Raw genomic sequence first — 16,461 nt, forward strand, 5'->3', positions numbered from 1 at the left:
TTAATCTCCTGAACATGCGTTCAGTGGATCTGACCGCTGCCGCTCGGATCCGCGATGCGGCCATCGAACAGTTCGGGCAGCATGGCTTCGGTGTTGGGGTACGCGCGATCGCCGAAGCAGCGGGGGTAAGCGCGTCGCTGGTCATCCACCACTTCGGCTCCAAGGACGGCCTGCGCAAAGCCTGCGACGATTACGTTGCCGAAGAGATCCGCAGCAGCAAATCGGAGGCGCTGAGGTCCAACGATCCGGCCACCTGGTTCGGACAGCTCGCCGCGATCGAGTCCTACGCCCCGCTGATGGCCTACCTGGTGCGCAGCATGCAGTCCGGCGGCGACCTGGCGAAAATGTTGTGGCAGCGCATGATTGACAATGCCGAAGAGTACATAGACGAAGGCGTGCGGGCGGGCACCATTATGCCCAGCCGTGATCCGCATGCCCGGGCCAGGTATTTGGCCATCACCGGTGGCGGCGGTTTCCTGCTCTATCTGCAAATGCATGCAACCCCAACGGATCTGCGTGCGGTGCTGCGCGACTATTCGCGCGATATGGTGCTGCCCGCACTCGAGGTCTATAGCGAAGGCCTGCTGACCGACCGGACCATGTACGACGCCTTTCTGGCTGCAGAGAATCAAGGAGAATCCCATGCCAACTAAAAACTCCGTCAATTTTCCCATCGAAATCCGCAATCTGAGAAAGAATTTCGGTTCAGTGCGGGCGCTGGACGGCCTTGACCTGACGGTGCGCCAAGGCGAAGTGCACGGCTTCCTGGGACCGAACGGTGCCGGGAAGTCCACCACCATCCGCATCCTGCTGGGCCTGGCGAAGGCCGACGGCGGAAGCGTCCGGTTGCTGGGTGGCGACCCGTGGACCGATGCCGTCGAATTGCACCGCCAGATCGCTTATGTGCCAGGCGATGTCACACTGTGGCCGTCACTGACGGGCGGCGAGACCATCGATTTGCTGGCCCGCATGCGCGGCGGCATCGACGAGAAGCGCCGCGCCGAGCTGATCGAGCGCTTCGACCTTGACCCGCATAAAAAGTCCCGCACCTACTCGAAAGGCAACCGTCAAAAGGTCTCCCTGATTTCGGCATTTTCGTCGCGGGCCGGGCTGCTGCTCTTGGACGAGCCGAGCAGCGGATTGGACCCGTTGATGGAGAACGTGTTTCAGCAGTGTGTTGGCGAAGCGCGTGACCGCGGCGTGACGGTGCTGTTGTCCAGCCACATCCTGGCCGAAACAGAGGCGCTGTGCCAACGAGTGACCATCATCCGGGCCGGCCAGACCGTCGAGAGCGGTTCACTGGACTCGCTGCGGCACCTGAGCCGCACCTCGATCAAAGCCGAAATGATCGGTGATCCTGGCGATATCAGCCGGATCAAGGGTGTCGAGGACGTCAGCGTCGACGGCAACACGCTGCGTGCCCAGGTCGACAGCGAAAGCCTCGGGCAACTGATCCGAGTGCTCGGCGACGCCGGCGTGCGCAGCCTGGTCAGCCAGCCGCCCACGCTCGAGGAGCTCTTCCTGCGCCACTACGACATTGGGGACGTCACCGAAGAGGTGCCGGCACTATGAGCACCGCAACCCTGGATCGACCACAACATCCGTCGCACCCGGCGCCAGGCACCGGTTCCAACTTCTCCGGCACGTTGGGCATGTTGCGGCTCTACCTGCGGCGCGACCGAGTCGTGTTGCCGCTGTGGGTGTTGCTGCTGTCACTGCCGCTGGCCAGCGTGTACGTGGGCAGCATCTCGAAGATCTACCCCACCGAGGCCAGCCGCGCCATGTTGGCGGCCACCATCATGGCCAGCCCCGCCCAGCGCGCCCTCTACGGCCAGGTTTACAACAACAGCCTTGGGGCGGTAGGCATTTGGAAGGCAGGGATGTTCCACTTGATCATCGCGGTAGCAGTCATCCTCACCGTGATCCGGCACACCCGTGCCGACGAGGAGACCGGCCGCACCGAGCTAATCGACTCGACCGCCGTCGGCCGTAATGCCAGCCTCACCGCGGCACTGACGTTGTCGATCGGGGCGTCGATCGCCACCGGTGCGATCGGGGCGGCGGGATTGCTCACCACCGACATTCCGGCCGGCGGATCGCTGGCCTTCGGGGCGGCGCTGACATGCTCCGGTCTGGTCTTCACCGCCGTGGCCGCGGTGGCCGCGCAGCTCTCACCGAGCGCCCGGGTCGCCCGCGGCGCCGCGTTCACCGTGCTGGCGACGGCATTCACGGTGCGCGCCATCGGTGATGCCGGTTCGGGCACGTTGTCGTGGCTCTCCCCACTGGGGTGGTCACTGCAGGTGCGGCCGTATGCGGGCGATCGCTGGTGGGTGCTGCTGCTACCCCTGACGACGACAGTCGTGCTCACCCTGGCGGCCTACCGGCTGCTCGCCGGCCGCGATGTCGGCGCGGGACTGATCCCCGAACGCACCGGTCCCGCCACCGCCGCGGCGGGACTGCGCAGCGCCACCGGGCTGACGTGGCGGCTGGACCGGGGCGCGATCCTGCTATGGACCGTCGGCCTATGCCTGTATGGCGTGGTGATGGGCAGCGTGGTGCACGGCATCGGCGACGAGCTCGGTGACAGCACCATGGCACGTAACATCGTCGCCCGCATGGGCGGCACGAGGATTGATGCGCTCGAGCAGGCCTTCATCACGGTGGCGTTCACGATGATAGCCATGGTGGCTGCCGCGTTCGCCATCTCGCTCACCCTGCGACTGTACCAGGAAGAATCCAGCCAGCGAGCCGAGCCGGTGTTGGCCGGCGCGGTTCTCCGAACTCGTTGGCTGGCAAGTCATTTGGCTGCTGCGTTGGTTGGATCCACGGCGGCAATGCTGGTCGCAGGGCTAGCGTTCGGCCTCGTCTACGGCGCCGCGGCGGGCGACGTCGGCGGCAAGGCGGCCATCGTGGTCGGCACCGCGGCAGTGCAGCTGCCCGCCGTCTGGTTGTTGGCCGCAGTGACGGTCGGATTGTTCGGTCTCGCACCGAGGTTCACGCCGGTGGCATGGGGCGTGCTGGCCGCATTCGTTGCGCTGTACTTGATCGGTTCGTTAGCCGGATTCCCGCAGTGGATGCTCGACCTTGAACCATTCGCACACATTCCTCGGGTGGGTGGCGGTGACTTCACCGTCGTGCCGTTGCTTTGGCTGCTGGCGATCGATGCAGTGCTAATAGCATTGGGAGCAACGTCTTTCCGACGACGCGATCTACGTAGTTAGGTTGGCTCAGCAGGCCTGCGACAGCGAGGTGCATAGAATCATGAAGATCGGTGTTCGACTCATCGCATCATCAGTGTATGGACTGGCCGTGGTGAGTTTGCTCTTATTCTTACCGGCCGGCACGTTCAATTATTGGCAGGCATGGGTTTTCATCGGCGTATTCACAGCCGCATCGGTCTCCCCCGCCATCTACTTGGCCCGGACGAACCCTGCTGCGTTGCGGCGACGGATGCGCGCCGGCCCACGAGCAGAAGGCAGAACCGTGCAAAAGATCGTCATCACCGGTGCGGTTGTGGACCTGTTCGCGATGATGATTGTGAGCGCAGTAGACCATCGGATGGGATGGTCGTCGGTACCTACCCGGGTGTCCTTGCTGGGTGATGTGTTGGTAGCGGCCGGGCTCGGTATCGCCATGTTGGTGATAATCCAAAACAGCTACGCGGCAGCCACTGTCACCGTAGAGGCAGGCCAGACGGTGATCGCTGGCGGTGTCTACAAGTTCGTCCGACACCCGATGTATGTCGGAAACGTGATCATGATGTTGGGCATACCGCTGGCGCTCGGGTCCTACTGGGGGCTGCTGCTGGTGATCCCTGGTGTGGCGGGGCTCGTCTTCCGCATCCTCGACGAGGAGAAGATGCTTACCCAAGAATTGAGCGGATACCGCGAATACACGCAGCGGGTGCGATATCGGCTGGCGCCCCACGTGTGGTGAGCGGTCAGCTGCCGTAAACGCTGGCCAGCCAGATATGCACGAGCGTGTCGACAACTTTCTTCTCGGGGATCGATGGCTTTTCATCGGCGAATGTCGCGGCCATCACTCGTTCGGTCATCAGTTGCAGAGCCACTGCCAGATCCTCGGCGGGAACGGTGTCGGGGGCTGCGCCGCGCTTGCGCTCGGCCTTGATCGCAGCTGTGTTGTAGTCGATCCACTGCTGCATAACCTTGGACCACAGCTGGCGCACCTCGGGGTTAGTGGCTTTGGCCGCGGCACCAGCAACGGCCACCGCTCGGTGAGTTCCGCACGCCTCGAAGAAGGCCGTGATTGCGGCCCGCCAAACCGCGGCGGGGTCCGCGGGTAGCTGTTCGGCGAGTGCTTCAACCGCCGAGCGTGACTTGATGTTCAGATGATCGAGCAGCGACAGCAATACCGCGTTCTTTGACGGGAAATAGAAATAAAAGGTTGGGCGCGAGATTCCGGCGCCTTTGGCTAGGTCATCGACGGAGAAGTCACCCAGCGGTCGCTCCGCCAGGAGCCGTTCAGCGACAGCCAGGATTGCCTGTTCGCGGTCGTCGCCGGAAAGCTGCGACGACCGGCGGCCTCGTGACGCAGGCACGTAATTGCTCTGCGAAGAGTGATCAACCACGGCCATAGTTTACCGGTGTGTCGATAGACATCGACAACCTCGTCGACATGATTCAACGGCTGGCCTAACCTACGTCGGGCTAGATCCACACACCCTTGCCGACCGCGACTACCCCGCCAGCACTGATCGCGAAGCGTTCCCGATCCTTCTCGAGATCCACGCCAACCATCTCACCGGGCCCGACGACGACGTTCTTGTCCAAGATCGCGTGGCGCACCACCGCGCCGCGGCCGACCCGAGCACCCGGCATGATGACACTGCCCTCCACGATCGCGCCGTCGTCGACCACGACATTCGACGACAGCACCGAGTTGCGTACCGAGGCCGCCGAAATGATGCTCCCCGCACCCACCACCGATTCTTGAGCAGAGCCACCGTTGACAAACTTCGCCGGCGCCAGATTCTCCGACTCACCGCGAATCGGCCAACGCTTGTTGTACAGGTTAAACACCGGATGCACCGACACCAGATCCATGTGGGCGTCATAGAACGCGTCCAGCGTGCCCACGTCGCGCCAGTAGGCGCGGTCCCGGTCGGTGGCGCCAGGCACCTCGTTGTCGGAGAAGTCATACACCGCAGCCATCCCGTCGGCCACCAGCCGCGGGATGATGTCACCGCCCATGTCGTGATCCGAGTGGTCGTCATCGGCGTCGGCGCGAATCGCGTCGACGAGCACCTTGGTGGTGAAGACGTAGTTGCCCATCGAGACAAACGTCGTATCGGGGTCGTTCGGTGTCCCGGGCGGGTCGAGCGGCTTCTCAGCGAAACGGCGGATACGGCCAGAGTCGTCGGCGTCAATGCAGCCGAACGCGGTGGCGTCGCTGCGCGGAACCCGAATGCCGGCCACCGTGGCGCCGGCCCCGCTGTCGACGTGGAACCGGACCATCTGCTCGGGGTCCATCCGGTATACGTGGTCGGCGCCGAAAACCACTAGGTAGTCAGGGTCTTCGTCATAAATGAGGTTGAGTGATTGATAGATCGCGTCCGCCGAGCCGGTGTACCAGCGTGGACCGAGCCGCTGCTGTGCTGGCACCGGCGTGATGTATTCACCGGCGAGGCCCGACAACCGCCAGTTTTGCGAAATGTGGCGGTCTAGGGAATGCGACTTGTATTGAGTGAGAACGCAAATCCTCAGGTAACGGGCGTTGACCAGATTAGAGAGCACGAAATCAATCAGCCGATAGGCGCCCCCGAAGGGAACAGCGGGCTTGGCCCGGTCCGCGGTCAGTGGGTACAACCGCTTGCCCTCACCGCCGGCCAACACAATGCCCAGCACGTGTGGCACTTCCCTCATGGCTCCAAACCTATCGGCCGCCGCGCACCGCTGCCAGGGGGAATCCCTCGATGGCGCCGTCCTGGAGGGCTGTCCGTCAAGGTATTTGGCCTCGGTTCGACGGGCAGTTCGAGTTCTTCGGCCCGACTCGGCGGCCACTCGAAAATTCGGGGTCGCCGCATTACGGTGCCGGTATGCGAGTGGCCATGATGACTCGGGAGTACCCACCGGAGGTCTACGGCGGGGCCGGGGTACACGTCACCGAACTGGTCGCACAATTGCGCCGTCGGTGCGTGGTCGATGTGCACTGCATGGGCGCACCCCGTCCGGGCGCCCATGCAGTGCAGGCCCATCAGCCCGACCCCCGGTTCCACGATGCCAACGCGGCGCTGTCTACCTTGTCGTCGGATCTGATGATGGCCAATGCCGCGTCAGCGGCCACCATCGTGCATTCGCATACCTGGTACACCGGTCTGGCCGGGCATCTCGCCGCGTTGCTCTACGACATTCCCCATGTGCTGACCGCACACTCGCTTGAGCCGCTGCGCCCATGGAAAGCCGAACAACTCGGTGGCGGCTACCGGGTGTCGACGTGGGTGGAGCACACCGCGGTGCTGGGTGCTCACGCGATCATCGCGGTTAGCTCCGGTATGCGCGACGACATGCTGCGGGTCTATCCCACGCTGGATCCGAGCCTGGTGCACGTCGTCCGGAATGGGATCGACACCGATGTGTGGTATCCGGCCGGGCCGGTGCGTACCGGGTCGGTACTGGCCGAGGTCGGCATCGATCCCAGCCGGCCCACCGTGGCGTTCGTGGGACGGATCACCCGACAGAAGGGTGTCGCCCATCTGGTGGCGGCCGCACACCGATTTAGCCCGGACGTGCAGGTGGTGCTGTGCGCCGGTGCTCCCGATACCCCGGAGTTAGCCGATGAAGTGCGGGCCGCCGTCTCCGAACTGGCCCGCACTCGCACCGGGGTGTTTTGGATCCGGGAGATGCTTCCCATCGGGAAGATACGCGAAGTACTTTCGGCAGCAACAGTCTTCGTGTGCCCGTCGGTGTACGAGCCGTTGGGAATCGTCAACCTGGAGGCAATGGCGTGCGGGACGGCGGTAGTGGCCTCCGACGTCGGCGGGATACCCGAAGTAGTCGCCGACGGGATCACCGGGTCATTGGTGCATTACGACCCTGACGACGCAAAAGGTTACCAGGGCAGATTGGCTACGGCGGTCAATGAGTTGGTCGCCGACCCAGGAAAAGCCGAACGCTACGGCCACGCCGGACGCCAGCGCTGCATCGAGGAATTCTCCTGGGCCCACGTCGCCGAACAGACGCTGAACATCTACCGGAAAGTCTGTGCATAACCAGGACTACCTGCCAACTGACCGGTTTAGCTGGTAACACCCTTAAGTTCGTCACCCAGAGCGGCGGCTTCGTCCGGTGTCAGCTCGACGACGAGTCGGCCACCACCTTCTAGCGGTACCCGCATCACGATGCCGCGCCCCTCCTTCGTCGCTTCCAAAGGACCGTCTCCGGTCCGGGGCTTCATCGCCGCCATCGTGTGCTCCCTCCAAATTCAAGCTGGCCCGCCCTCGCGGACCTGTTCGGCGCCGAGCATGCCCCGTCAGTGGATTTCCAGTAATACCCGACATTGAACTGCCAAATCACCCCTCTATTGTTCCCTATTCAGGTCGGCGAGTGCACAAAGACCCGGTTCTCAGGCCTAACCAGGGTGCTGCGCCTAGTTGCCCGGCTCCCCCTCGCCGTCCCCCTCGCCGCTGCGCGGCTGGGGGTGTCCCGACAACGGGGCGGTGGACGACCCGCTGGGGTCACCGGGTTGGGGGCACCCAGCAAGCGCGGATGTGGTCGTCGACCATCCCCGTCGCCTGCATCAGCGCATAGGCCGTAGTAGGCCCGACGAAGCGGAATCCGCGTCGCTTCAATTCACGCGCCATAGCCTTCGATTCCGCACTGGTCGAGGGGATTTCGGATCCGTCAGCGGGCCTGGGCCGCGGCTGTGGGGCGAATGACCACAATAACTCGGACAGGTCCGCTGCAGACCCCAGGTCAGCGGCCGCACGCGCGTTGGTGATCGTCGCCTCAATCTTGGCGCGGTTGCGCACGATTCCGTCGTCGACCAACAGCCGTTGCACATCGGCATCGGTATAACCGGCTACCTTCTCGATATCGAACCCGGAGAAGGCGCGCCGGAAATTCTCCCGCTTGCGCAGGATGATCAGCCACGACAGACCACTTTGAAAGGCCTCCAGGCTCATCCGCTCGAACAAGGCCGCTCCGCCGTGTACTGGGCGGCCCCACTCTTGGTCGTGATAGGTGCGATACAGCTGCCAGTGGGGCCCGGATGGAACGTCGGCCCAGCCACAGCGAACCAGCCCGTCGTCGATGCGGCTCACGTGACATCCTGACCGTCGTCCCCGTTGGGGACATTCGAGACATCGGCATCTGCTTCGGTGTCTGCGGTCGCCGCCAGCTGACCACGTAACGCCTCGAGCTCGCGGCCGAGCCGGTCCAGCACCCAGTCCACCTCGCTGGGCTTGTACCCGCGCAACACCTGGGTGAACTTGACGGCGTCGACGTCAGCGCGGGTAACGCCGTGCGCGGGCAGCACTGTCGCCGTCGTCCCGCGAGGCAAGGGCGGCAGCCGCTCGCCGCGACCGAACAGCAGGCTGGCCGCGCCAAACAGCACAATCGCGACAAAGACCAGCACCACCAGGTACAGCAACACCAACGCCACGGGAACGATATTGCCCTATCTGATAGTCGCGACCCGCTGCGCCCGGCAGCGCCGCGCTTGCGATCGCTCCCAATCCAACAGTCGCGACCCGCTGCGCCCGGCAGCGCCGCGCTTGCGATCGCTCCTAACGCGGCCGCACCCTGTTCATCGGCGGCCGATCGGCCAGCGACACCGGCCACGTGTGCCGGGTGTAGCCGTCACCGTCGGACTCGTCGACAAAGAATTGGGTCAGCCCGACCCCAGAGTCGGGAATACCGCAACGCGACAGCAAGGTCGCAATGACCTGACGGCTCATGGCGCCCAACTCGGCCAGCGGCCGGTTGCGGTGCGCTCGAACGCCGAGGTTGACCTGCGCGATCGCGTCGAGGCCCAGCCGGTCAAAGGTATCGACCAGCAGACCGATCTCCACGCCATAGCCCGGCGCGAAGGGAAGCGCTGTCAGCAGTTCGCGGGTGGCTGCGTACTCGCCGCTCAGCGGCTGCAGCACGTAGCCCAACTCCGGCCGCAGCGACGCCAACAACGGCCGGGCCACCAACTCGGTGACCCGCCCGCCACCGGTGGCACGCGCGCTGCCGCTGACATCGTTGCTGTTGAGCGGCCGCCGGTAAAAACCTTTGACCAGGTGAATGCCGTCACCGGTGAGCAGCGGGCCGACCAGCCACGGCACGAACATCGGGTGCGGGTTGATCAGATCAGAATCGACGAACACCACAATGTCGCCGCTGGTAACGGCGAGCGAGCGCCACAATGCCTCACCCTTGCCGGGCCGGGTCGGGACCTCAGGCACCGCCTGTTCACGGCTGACCACTCGGGCGCCGGCAGCGATGGCCCGGATCTCGGTCTCGTCCGTCGAGCCCGAGTCCAGCACGATCAATTCATCGACCAGCCCCGCACGGTCGGAGACCAGCGGTGAGATGCTGTCGATCACCGATTCGACGGTTTGTTCCTCGTTGAGGGCCGGCAGCACCACCGAGATCGTCCGCCCGGCCTTGGCTGCCACCAATTCGTCGATCGTCCAGGCTGGACGGCTCCAGCTGCGGTCCGCGAGCCACGCATCCCCGGGCCGGGCCGCTAGCGCGCTGGCGACCAGCTCCGATGCCGTCATGCGAGTCCCCTCACCGTGCGCGTCGGCGGGCGCGTCCCCTGGATCGAGGCCACCATCTCCAGGACCCGCCGGGTCGCTCCGACCTCGTGCACCCGAAACATGCGGGCGCCAGCTGCCGCCGCCAACGCGGTGGCAGCCAACGTCCCCTCGAGCCGTTCGGTCAAACCCACGCCCAGAGTCTCCCCGACGAAGTCCTTATTGCTCAACGACATGAGCACGGGCCACCCGGTCTTAACAAGTTCGTCCACATGACGCAACAACAGCAGCCCGTGGAAGGTGTTCTTGCCAAAATCGTGGGTCGGGTCGACCAACACCGAATCGCGGGCTACTCCGGCCGCGACCGCCCGCTGGGCGGCGGCGGTGAGTGCGCGAATCACATCGTCCACCACACCGCGGGTCGTCGTGCCGTAACTCACCCGGAAGGGACGCGTGCGGGGCAGCGCGCCACCGGTATGCGAACACACCAGGCCCACGCCGAACTCGGCGGCGACCTCGGGCATGGCCGGGTCGACGCCACCCCAGCTGTCGTTGATCAGGTCGGCGCCTGCGGTGCAGGCCAGTCTTGCCACCTCTGATCGCCAGGTGTCGACGCTGATCAGCAGGTCTGGATAGGCGCTGCGCAGCCATTCGATGAACGGCACCAACCGGGCGGTCTCGGTGTCTGCGTCAACACCCTGACCGGGTCCTGCTTTGACGCCGCCGACGTCGATGACATCGGCGCCCTCGGCGACGGCCCGGTGCGCGGCAGCCCGGGCGGCCTCGTCGGTGAAGGTCGCGCCCCGGTCATAGAACGAGTCCGGGGTGCGGTTGACGATCGCCATGATCAGCGGGCGATCCGCTGCGACCGGCCGGCCGCACAGCGTTGACTGCACCAATCAATAGTGCCCCACGCGAGTGTGCGGCCAGCCGCACACTCGACGCCGAACGTGCGGCTGGCCGCACGCTCGGCAAGGGGGCGTCTAGCTTTGCGGTCGCTTACCGGCCGACACCTCGGCGGGGTAGCCGTCGTAGTAGGGCACGTAGCCGTCGGCGCGGCCGGCCAACACGTACAGCGGGTCCGCTACGTCGGGGCTATAGGCCTGCTTGCGCAGCTCCACCTTGCGGCTCTTGAATGTGGTGGTGTGCACGATCGACTCCACCACCCGCACGAACAGCGGCAGCGCGTAGGCCGGCAGCTGGTCATACACCGCGCGAGCCAACGATCGGCCGTCGAATTCGGCGCCGTCGCGCAGCTTGATCGCCGCCATCCCGGCGCGGCCGCCGGTGCGTGGAACCTCGACACCGAAAACCGTGCACTCCTCGACAGACTTGTCGCACGCCAGCGCCGCCTCGACCTGTGTGGTGGCGACGTTCTCACCCTTCCAGCGGAACGTGTCGCCAAGCCGGTCGACGAACGCGGCATGGCGCATGCCCTGCGGCCGCATCACGTCGCCCGAATTGAACCAGCAGTCGCCCGCCCGGAAAGCGTCGCGCACCAACTTTGTTTCGCTTGACGCTTTGTCGGTGTAACCGTCGAACGGCTGCAGCCAGTTGACCGGGCTGAGTAACAAGCCGGGTTCACCGGACGGCACCCGACGCACCCACCCGTTCTCGTCACGCAGCGGAGCACCGGTGTCGGAGTCGTACGCCACATACGCCAGCGGCATCGGCGAGAACCCGGTAGTCCCGGACACATTGAAGATATTGATAAAAGCGGTGTTGCCTTCGCTGGAAGCATAGAACTCACACACTCGCGCGATGCCAAAACGTGTGGTGAACTCGCTCCAGATCTCCGGTCGCAGCCCGTTGCCGGCGATCAGGCGTACCCGGTGCTTGCGGTCGGTCGGCTTGGCCGGCTGGTTGAGCAGATAACGGCAGATTTCGCCGATGTAGATGAACGCCGTGGCCCGGCTGGCAATCGTCTCCTCCCAGAACCGCGACGCCGAAAACGACTGACCCAGGGCCAATGTCGCGCCCGAATTGACAACCGAGGCCACCGCGACCGTCAACGCGTTGTTGTGGTACAGCGGTAGGCAGCTATACAGCGTGTCGGAGCCCTTCAGCCGCAACCCCAGCCCGCCGAATGCACCCAGCGCGCGCAGCCACCGGTGGTGGGTCATCACGCTAGCCTTGGGGAACCCGGTGGTGCCCGAGGTGAAAATGTAGAAGGCGGTGTCCTTGGCTAGCACCGCAGCCGCCGTGGCCGGGTTGGTGGCGGGTGCTGTCGCGGCGAATCGCTCTAGATCCTCGATGGTCAGCGGTTCGCTGCCGCTGCAGCCACCGCATTCGGTGACGACGCTGAGCAGGTCGGTCTCCGCGATCAACACCTTGGCGTCGAGCAGACCCAGGCTGTGCGCCAACACCTCGTCGCGCTGGTTGTAGTTGAGCATGCCTGCGATGGCGCCGCACTTGACCACAGCCAACATCGCCAGCACCGCGTTAGGCGAGTTGCGCAGCATGATCGCAACGACGTCGTGCGGGCCGACGCCGCGTGCGGCCAGCACCGCGGCGTACCGGTTGGCGGTCGCGTTGGCGTCGCGGTAGCTCACTTGCTGATCGCCGAACCTGAGGAAGACCCGGTCCCCGTAACGAGCGGCCCGCTGTTGGAAGACGGACCCGATCGACTTCTTCGAGTTCGGCCAAGCCAGCAACCCGGTCAGCACCCCTCGCATGATCACCGGTATATCGGCAACAACGCCGGCGACCCCAGATGCGATATCGGTCAGGCTGACCGCGGTGCGCGCAGCACCGTCGCGATCGGACACCGTACACCCCCGATTCTGTTGCCGACCGAACTCAGACGGGCGCGCAAGCCTCGAGTGCAGCGTCCACTTTGTCGACCACTACCAGCCGCTCCATCGCTACCGGCGAGATATAACCACTATCAGCCAATCCGTGCAGCCAAGCCCAGAGGCCGTCGTAGTGCCCCCAGGGGTCCAGCATCACGATGGGTTTACTGTGCATACCCAAATAGCCTGCGGTCCATGCCTCGAACAGCTCATCCAAGGTCCCCAGACCGCCCGGCAACACGATGAACGCATCAGCGCGATCGTCCAAGACTTGTTTACGTTCGGCCATCGTCTCGGTGACGATCAGCTCACCGGCGTAGGTGTCGGCAATCTCGCGGCGCTGCAACATTTCCGGGATCACGCCGACTGTCCGACCGCCACGTGTCCGCGCCGCGGACGCCACCGCGCCCATCGCCGAAACGCGGCCTCCGCCCCAGACTAGGGTCCAGCCGCGCTCAGCGATCGCCTCACCGAGTTCGGCGGCCAGTTCGAGCAACTCGGGGTGCGTCGGTCCAGCCGCGCAGAAGACACAAATCGCCCACTCATTGGGTGTACTGCGGTCCGGAGGCATAGTCGTTCAAAGGTAGACTAACGCCGTTGAGACCATGACATTGGCCATACCACTATTCGGCCCGAGCGCGCACTAAAATCCGGCAGTGCCGATTCGATGGAACGTCCCTCACCATGCGGCCGCCTTGGAGCAGCTGAATGTTGCGCTCGGCGAGGTGTCACAACCTGGGATCGAATCGTCCCGCTCCGCGGGGGCCGTTGTCCTTGGACCCGATGGCGTCGGCAAGTCCACCTTGGCCCGATTGGCCGCTGAACACTTCATCAGCGGCCACCCGAGCACTGTCATCCGCTGGGTTATCGGCACCCCGACCGAGCGCGCGGTCCCGTTCGGCGCCTTCAGCCATCTGGTGGACTTTCCTGGTTTCGGGGCCCATATCGGGAAACCGGCTGCGTTATTGCGGGCGGCCCGGGCGTCGTTGAGCGGTGACGATCGGCAGCGCGATCTGCTGCTTGTCGTCGACGATGCCCACGACCTGGACGTCCTGTCGGCCACACTGGTGTACCAGTTAGCGCTGGCCGGCACGGCCCGGATGATTGTGACTGCCCGCGCTGACGCCGCACCCGAGGCCATCGCAGCGCTGTGGACCGACGGTCTACTGCAGCGGATCGACATCGACGCACCCGGCGGTGTGACAAAGTCCTCCGAGCCAGCCGAGGTCGACGAATTCATCGCCGAGTTACCCGCACCGGCGCGCACGGTGCTGGATTACCTCGCCGTCGAGGAGCCGCTGACGCTCGCCGACCTCACCACCCTCGCCGGCGACGGCGCGGTCGGGCAGGCCGAAGAATGGGGCGCGGCAGAAACCCGGCTCCGCGGCGAACACGCGGACAACCCGGTGGTTTACACAGCGCACCCGCTGTTCGGTGAGCGGGCGCGGGCCGCGCTTGGCAACGACGGTGCGCGACGGCGCCGCACCGAGCTGGTCGTGCTGCATTCGCAGCATCCGTCGGACAACCTCAGCGATCAGCTGCGGCTGGCGTCCCTGGCGCTGGACAGCGATGCCCCGCAGCCGGTGGGTGACGTCATCGCCGCCGCCGAGCAAGCGCTGCGACTCGGCGACCTCACGCTGGGGGAACGACTGGCCCGCTCGGCGCTGCAACGTTCCGGCGACTCGGCGGCCCTGGCGGCGCGGCTGCCGCTGGCCAATGCACTGGCATGGCAGGGCCGGGGCCGGGACGCCGATGCGTTGCTGGCCGCGGCCGACCCCGCGACGCTGTCGCAACCGGACCTGATGGCCTGGACACTCCTGCGGGCCGCCAATCAGTTCTTTATGCTCGGCGAGCCGGAACGGGCTACCGCGTTCCTGCAAACCATCCGCAATCGGGTCACGGATGCGGGCCCGCGCACCACGCTCGACGCGCTGAGCGCCACCTTCGCCATGAACGCGGGCAATGTCGGGAAGGCCGTCGAAATCGCCGACAATGTGCTGGGCTCACCGTCGGCCGATGACCTGGCGGTGGCCTGGGCGGCCAGCGCGGCCACATTGTGCGCGGCGCGGCAAGGCCGTTTCGACGATGTCGAGCCGATGGCGCAGCGTGTGCTGAACGCCGAACATCCCGGGCTGCTGCGCTTCACGGTCGGGCTGGGTCAGACGACCGCGCTGTTGATGGCGGGTCAACTCGGCATGGCAGCCGACCTCGCTCAGCAGTTCACCGACTTCGCCGAACTGCTGCAGCCAGGCCGCGCGATCGGCGAGGTGCTACTGGCGCATGTGCTGATCGCTAACGGCGAATTCGGTCACGCCGCGGCGCTGCTCGGCCCGGCAGCAGCCGCCTTAGAGCGCACCGGCTACTCGTGGGGACCGCTCTCGCTGATGCTGCTGGCGATGGCGCTGGCGCAGCAGGGCGACATACCCGAGTCCGCAAAAGCGTTGCGGCGCGCCGAAACCCGGCATGGAACGAAGTCGGCACTGTTCGCACCCGAGCTTGGGCTGGCACGCGCCTGGACCAAAGCCACCGCCCGGGACGCGACGGGGGCGATCGCGGCGGCCCGCGAGGCCGCCCGTACAGCAGAGCGTTCCGGCCAATCGGCGGTGGCACTGCACGCCTGGCATGACGCCGTGCGGCTGGGCGACATCCGCGCCGTCGACCCGGTGACCCGGCTGGCCGCCGAAATCGACTGTGCCGTCGGCAACATCGTCGTCAACCATGCCCGCGCATTGGCCACGCGCGACCCTGCCGCCCTGACGGCTGTGTCCGAGGAGCTGGCCGCGATCGGGATGCGCGCCGCGGCCGCCGATGCGGCCGCAGCCGCCGAACGCTGCGGGTAAACCGCACCTTGACGCTGGCCAGCGTCAGCCGCGGAGGTAGCGGCGCAACATGTCCACGGCGGCGCCGATCTGGGCGACCGGCACGCGTTCGTCGCGCCGATGCGCCAGGTTGGGGTCACCGGGGCCGTAGTTGACCGCCGGGATACCCAGCGCGGCGAATCGCGACACATCCGTCCAGCCGTATTTCGCGCGGACCTGCCCGTCGGCCGCCTCGACCAAGGCCTTGGCGGCCGGTTGCGACAGGCCGGGCAGCGCGCCCGCCGCCGCGTCGGTCTGCTCGATCTGCACGTCGAGCCCATCGAACACGTCGTGCACGTGGTGTAGCGCCGCGGCCACCGACCGGTCGGGAGCAAAGCGGTAGTTGACTGTCACCGAGGCCGCATCGGGTATCACGTTTCCGGCGACACCGCCGTCGATGCGCACCGCAGATAGGCCCTCGCGGTAGACGCATCCATCGATGTCGACGGTGCGCGCCCGATATGCGGCCAACCGGTCCAGCACGGCACCCAGTTTGTGGATTGCGTTGTCGCCCAACCAGGAACGTGCGGAATGCGCACGGGTTCCAACCGCACCGATCACGACGCGCAGTGTCCCCTGACAGCCGGCCTCGATATAGCCGCCGGTGGGCTCGCCCAGGATGGCCACGTCGGCGGCCAACCACTCCGGCAGCTCCCGCTCGATGCGGCCCAAACCATTTGCCGCCGAATCGATTTCCTCACAGTCGTAGAACACCAACGTCAGGTCATGCACCGGCTCGGCCACGGTGGCCGCCAAGTGCAGGAAAACCGCATCACCGGATTTCATGTCCACGGTGCCACAGCCGTGTAGCACGTCGTTCTCGCGGCGGCTGGGCAGGTTTCCGGCCACGGGGACGGTGTCGAGGTGCCCGGCGAGCAGCACCCGCGACGGCCGGTGCAACGAGGTGCGCGCCAGCACGGCGTTGCCGCTACGAACGACCTCGAAGCCGGAGGTCTGGGCCCGCAACGCGGTCTCCACCTCGTCGGCAATGCGCGCTTCGGCCCGCGACTCGCTGGGGATGTCGACCAGCGCCGCGGTCAGCTCGGTTGGGTCCCCCCGCAAGTCCAGCACGCATCCCAGGGTACTGGTGATGCCCTGGATGCCGAGCAAG

The 16,461-nt window shown here is 65.7% G+C and carries 15 protein-coding genes and 1 pseudogene; 6 read left to right on the plus strand and 10 right to left on the minus strand.

The window, feature by feature from the left end; all coding sequences use genetic code 11:
* Nucleotides 1-14: 14 nt before the first annotated feature.
* From B586_RS14575 to B586_RS14590, 4 genes are read left to right on the plus strand one after another with little or no spacing between them, the layout of a single operon-like run.
* Complete coding sequence (locus B586_RS14575; RefSeq protein WP_047314942.1) at nt 15-653, plus strand: TetR/AcrR family transcriptional regulator; 639 nt, start codon at nt 15-17, stop codon at nt 651-653.
* Nucleotides 643-1,572: an ABC transporter ATP-binding protein gene (locus B586_RS14580; protein WP_054879588.1), complete on the plus strand. Its 930-nt coding sequence runs from the start codon at nt 643-645 to the stop codon at nt 1,570-1,572. The genes B586_RS14575 and B586_RS14580 overlap by 11 nt, the downstream gene beginning before the upstream one ends.
* The gene (locus B586_RS14585) at nt 1,569-3,221 is read left to right on the plus strand and encodes an ABC transporter permease (protein WP_168162548.1); all 1,653 of its coding nucleotides are present in this window, start codon (nt 1,569-1,571) and stop codon (nt 3,219-3,221) included. The genes B586_RS14580 and B586_RS14585 overlap by 4 nt, the downstream gene beginning before the upstream one ends.
* A 40-nt stretch (nt 3,222-3,261) precedes the next feature.
* A complete protein-coding gene (locus B586_RS14590; protein ID WP_054879587.1) occupies nt 3,262-3,936 on the plus strand; it encodes a methyltransferase family protein in 675 nt (224 codons plus the stop codon).
* Nucleotides 3,937-3,940: 4 nt separating this feature from the next.
* Here the strand turns inward: B586_RS14590 and B586_RS14595 are convergent, their stop codons facing one another.
* Entirely contained in the window at nt 3,941-4,588 is a 648-nt protein-coding gene (locus tag B586_RS14595; RefSeq protein ID WP_418001106.1) for a TetR/AcrR family transcriptional regulator, read from the minus strand.
* A 79-nt stretch (nt 4,589-4,667) separates the two neighbouring features.
* On the minus strand, nt 4,668-5,882 hold the full coding sequence (gene glgC / locus B586_RS14600; RefSeq protein ID WP_047314946.1) for a glucose-1-phosphate adenylyltransferase: 1,215 nt from the start codon (nt 5,880-5,882) through the stop codon (nt 4,668-4,670).
* A 173-nt stretch (nt 5,883-6,055) separates the two neighbouring features.
* Here glgC and glgA point away from each other — a divergent pair, with 173 nt between their 5' ends.
* Nucleotides 6,056-7,228, plus strand: coding sequence for a glycogen synthase (gene glgA / locus B586_RS14605; protein ID WP_047315009.1), 1,173 nt, complete (start codon nt 6,056-6,058; stop codon nt 7,226-7,228).
* Between the two features lie 26 nt (nt 7,229-7,254).
* On the opposite strand, the gene B586_RS20315 is transcribed toward glgA, so the two are convergent.
* The 7 genes and pseudogenes from B586_RS20315 to B586_RS14635 form a co-directional block, all read right to left on the minus strand.
* Nucleotides 7,255-7,422 (minus strand): DUF3117 domain-containing protein, encoded by a 168-nt coding sequence (locus B586_RS20315; RefSeq protein ID WP_003406247.1) that lies wholly within the window; start codon nt 7,420-7,422, stop codon nt 7,255-7,257.
* A gap of 271 nt (nt 7,423-7,693) precedes the next feature.
* Nucleotides 7,694-8,269, minus strand: coding sequence for a DNA-3-methyladenine glycosylase I (locus tag B586_RS14610; RefSeq protein ID WP_054880893.1), 576 nt, complete (start codon nt 8,267-8,269; stop codon nt 7,694-7,696).
* A gap of 5 nt (nt 8,270-8,274) precedes the next feature.
* Nucleotides 8,275-8,619 (minus strand): DivIVA domain-containing protein, encoded by a 345-nt coding sequence (locus tag B586_RS14615; protein ID WP_054879585.1) that lies wholly within the window; start codon nt 8,617-8,619, stop codon nt 8,275-8,277.
* Nucleotides 8,620-8,743: 124 nt separating this feature from the next.
* The gene (locus B586_RS14620) at nt 8,744-9,724 is read right to left on the minus strand and encodes a glucosyl-3-phosphoglycerate synthase (protein ID WP_054879584.1); all 981 of its coding nucleotides are present in this window, start codon (nt 9,722-9,724) and stop codon (nt 8,744-8,746) included.
* Nucleotides 9,721-10,675: pseudogene (folP, locus tag B586_RS14625) on the minus strand (dihydropteroate synthase). Before folP ends, B586_RS14620 begins: the two are co-directional and overlap by 4 nt.
* An 8-nt stretch (nt 10,676-10,683) precedes the next feature.
* On the minus strand, nt 10,684-12,468 hold the full coding sequence (gene fadD6 / locus B586_RS14630; protein ID WP_047314950.1) for a long-chain-acyl-CoA synthetase FadD6: 1,785 nt from the start codon (nt 12,466-12,468) through the stop codon (nt 10,684-10,686).
* A gap of 31 nt (nt 12,469-12,499) precedes the next feature.
* Nucleotides 12,500-13,063 (minus strand): LOG family protein, encoded by a 564-nt coding sequence (locus B586_RS14635; RefSeq protein ID WP_047314951.1) that lies wholly within the window; start codon nt 13,061-13,063, stop codon nt 12,500-12,502.
* A gap of 85 nt (nt 13,064-13,148) precedes the next feature.
* Between B586_RS14635 and B586_RS21655 the strand changes: the two genes are divergently transcribed.
* On the plus strand, nt 13,149-15,332 hold the full coding sequence (locus B586_RS21655) for an AAA family ATPase (RefSeq protein ID WP_054879582.1): 2,184 nt from the start codon (nt 13,149-13,151) through the stop codon (nt 15,330-15,332).
* Nucleotides 15,333-15,356: 24 nt separating this feature from the next.
* On the opposite strand, the gene dapE is transcribed toward B586_RS21655, so the two are convergent.
* Nucleotides 15,357-16,421 (minus strand): succinyl-diaminopimelate desuccinylase, encoded by a 1,065-nt coding sequence (dapE, locus tag B586_RS14645; protein WP_047315011.1) that lies wholly within the window; start codon nt 16,419-16,421, stop codon nt 15,357-15,359.
* Nucleotides 16,422-16,461 lie beyond the last annotated feature (40 nt).

It is taken from the genome of Mycobacterium haemophilum DSM 44634, from assembly GCF_000340435.2.
Taxonomy (GTDB): domain Bacteria; phylum Actinomycetota; class Actinomycetes; order Mycobacteriales; family Mycobacteriaceae; genus Mycobacterium; species Mycobacterium haemophilum.

What these genes read in the sequence shown, in the direction of transcription:
- B586_RS14575 (WP_047314942.1), top strand. Translation starts at nt 15, where the DNA reads ATGCGTTCAGTGGATCTGACCGCTGCCGCTCGGATCCGCGATGCGGCC.
- B586_RS14580 (WP_054879588.1), top strand. Translation starts at nt 643, where the DNA reads ATGCCAACTAAAAACTCCGTCAATTTTCCCATCGAAATCCGCAATCTG.
- B586_RS14585 (WP_168162548.1), top strand. Translation starts at nt 1,569, where the DNA reads ATGAGCACCGCAACCCTGGATCGACCACAACATCCGTCGCACCCGGCG.
- B586_RS14590 (WP_054879587.1), top strand. Translation starts at nt 3,262, where the DNA reads ATGAAGATCGGTGTTCGACTCATCGCATCATCAGTGTATGGACTGGCC.
- glgC (WP_047314946.1), bottom strand. Translation starts at nt 5,882, where the DNA reads ATGAGGGAAGTGCCACACGTGCTGGGCATTGTGTTGGCCGGCGGTGAG.
- glgA (WP_047315009.1), top strand. Translation starts at nt 6,056, where the DNA reads ATGCGAGTGGCCATGATGACTCGGGAGTACCCACCGGAGGTCTACGGC.
- B586_RS20315 (WP_003406247.1), bottom strand. Translation starts at nt 7,422, where the DNA reads ATGGCGGCGATGAAGCCCCGGACCGGAGACGGTCCTTTGGAAGCGACG.
- B586_RS14620 (WP_054879584.1), bottom strand. Translation starts at nt 9,724, where the DNA reads ATGACGGCATCGGAGCTGGTCGCCAGCGCGCTAGCGGCCCGGCCCGGG.
- B586_RS14635 (WP_047314951.1), bottom strand. Translation starts at nt 13,063, where the DNA reads ATGCCTCCGGACCGCAGTACACCCAATGAGTGGGCGATTTGTGTCTTC.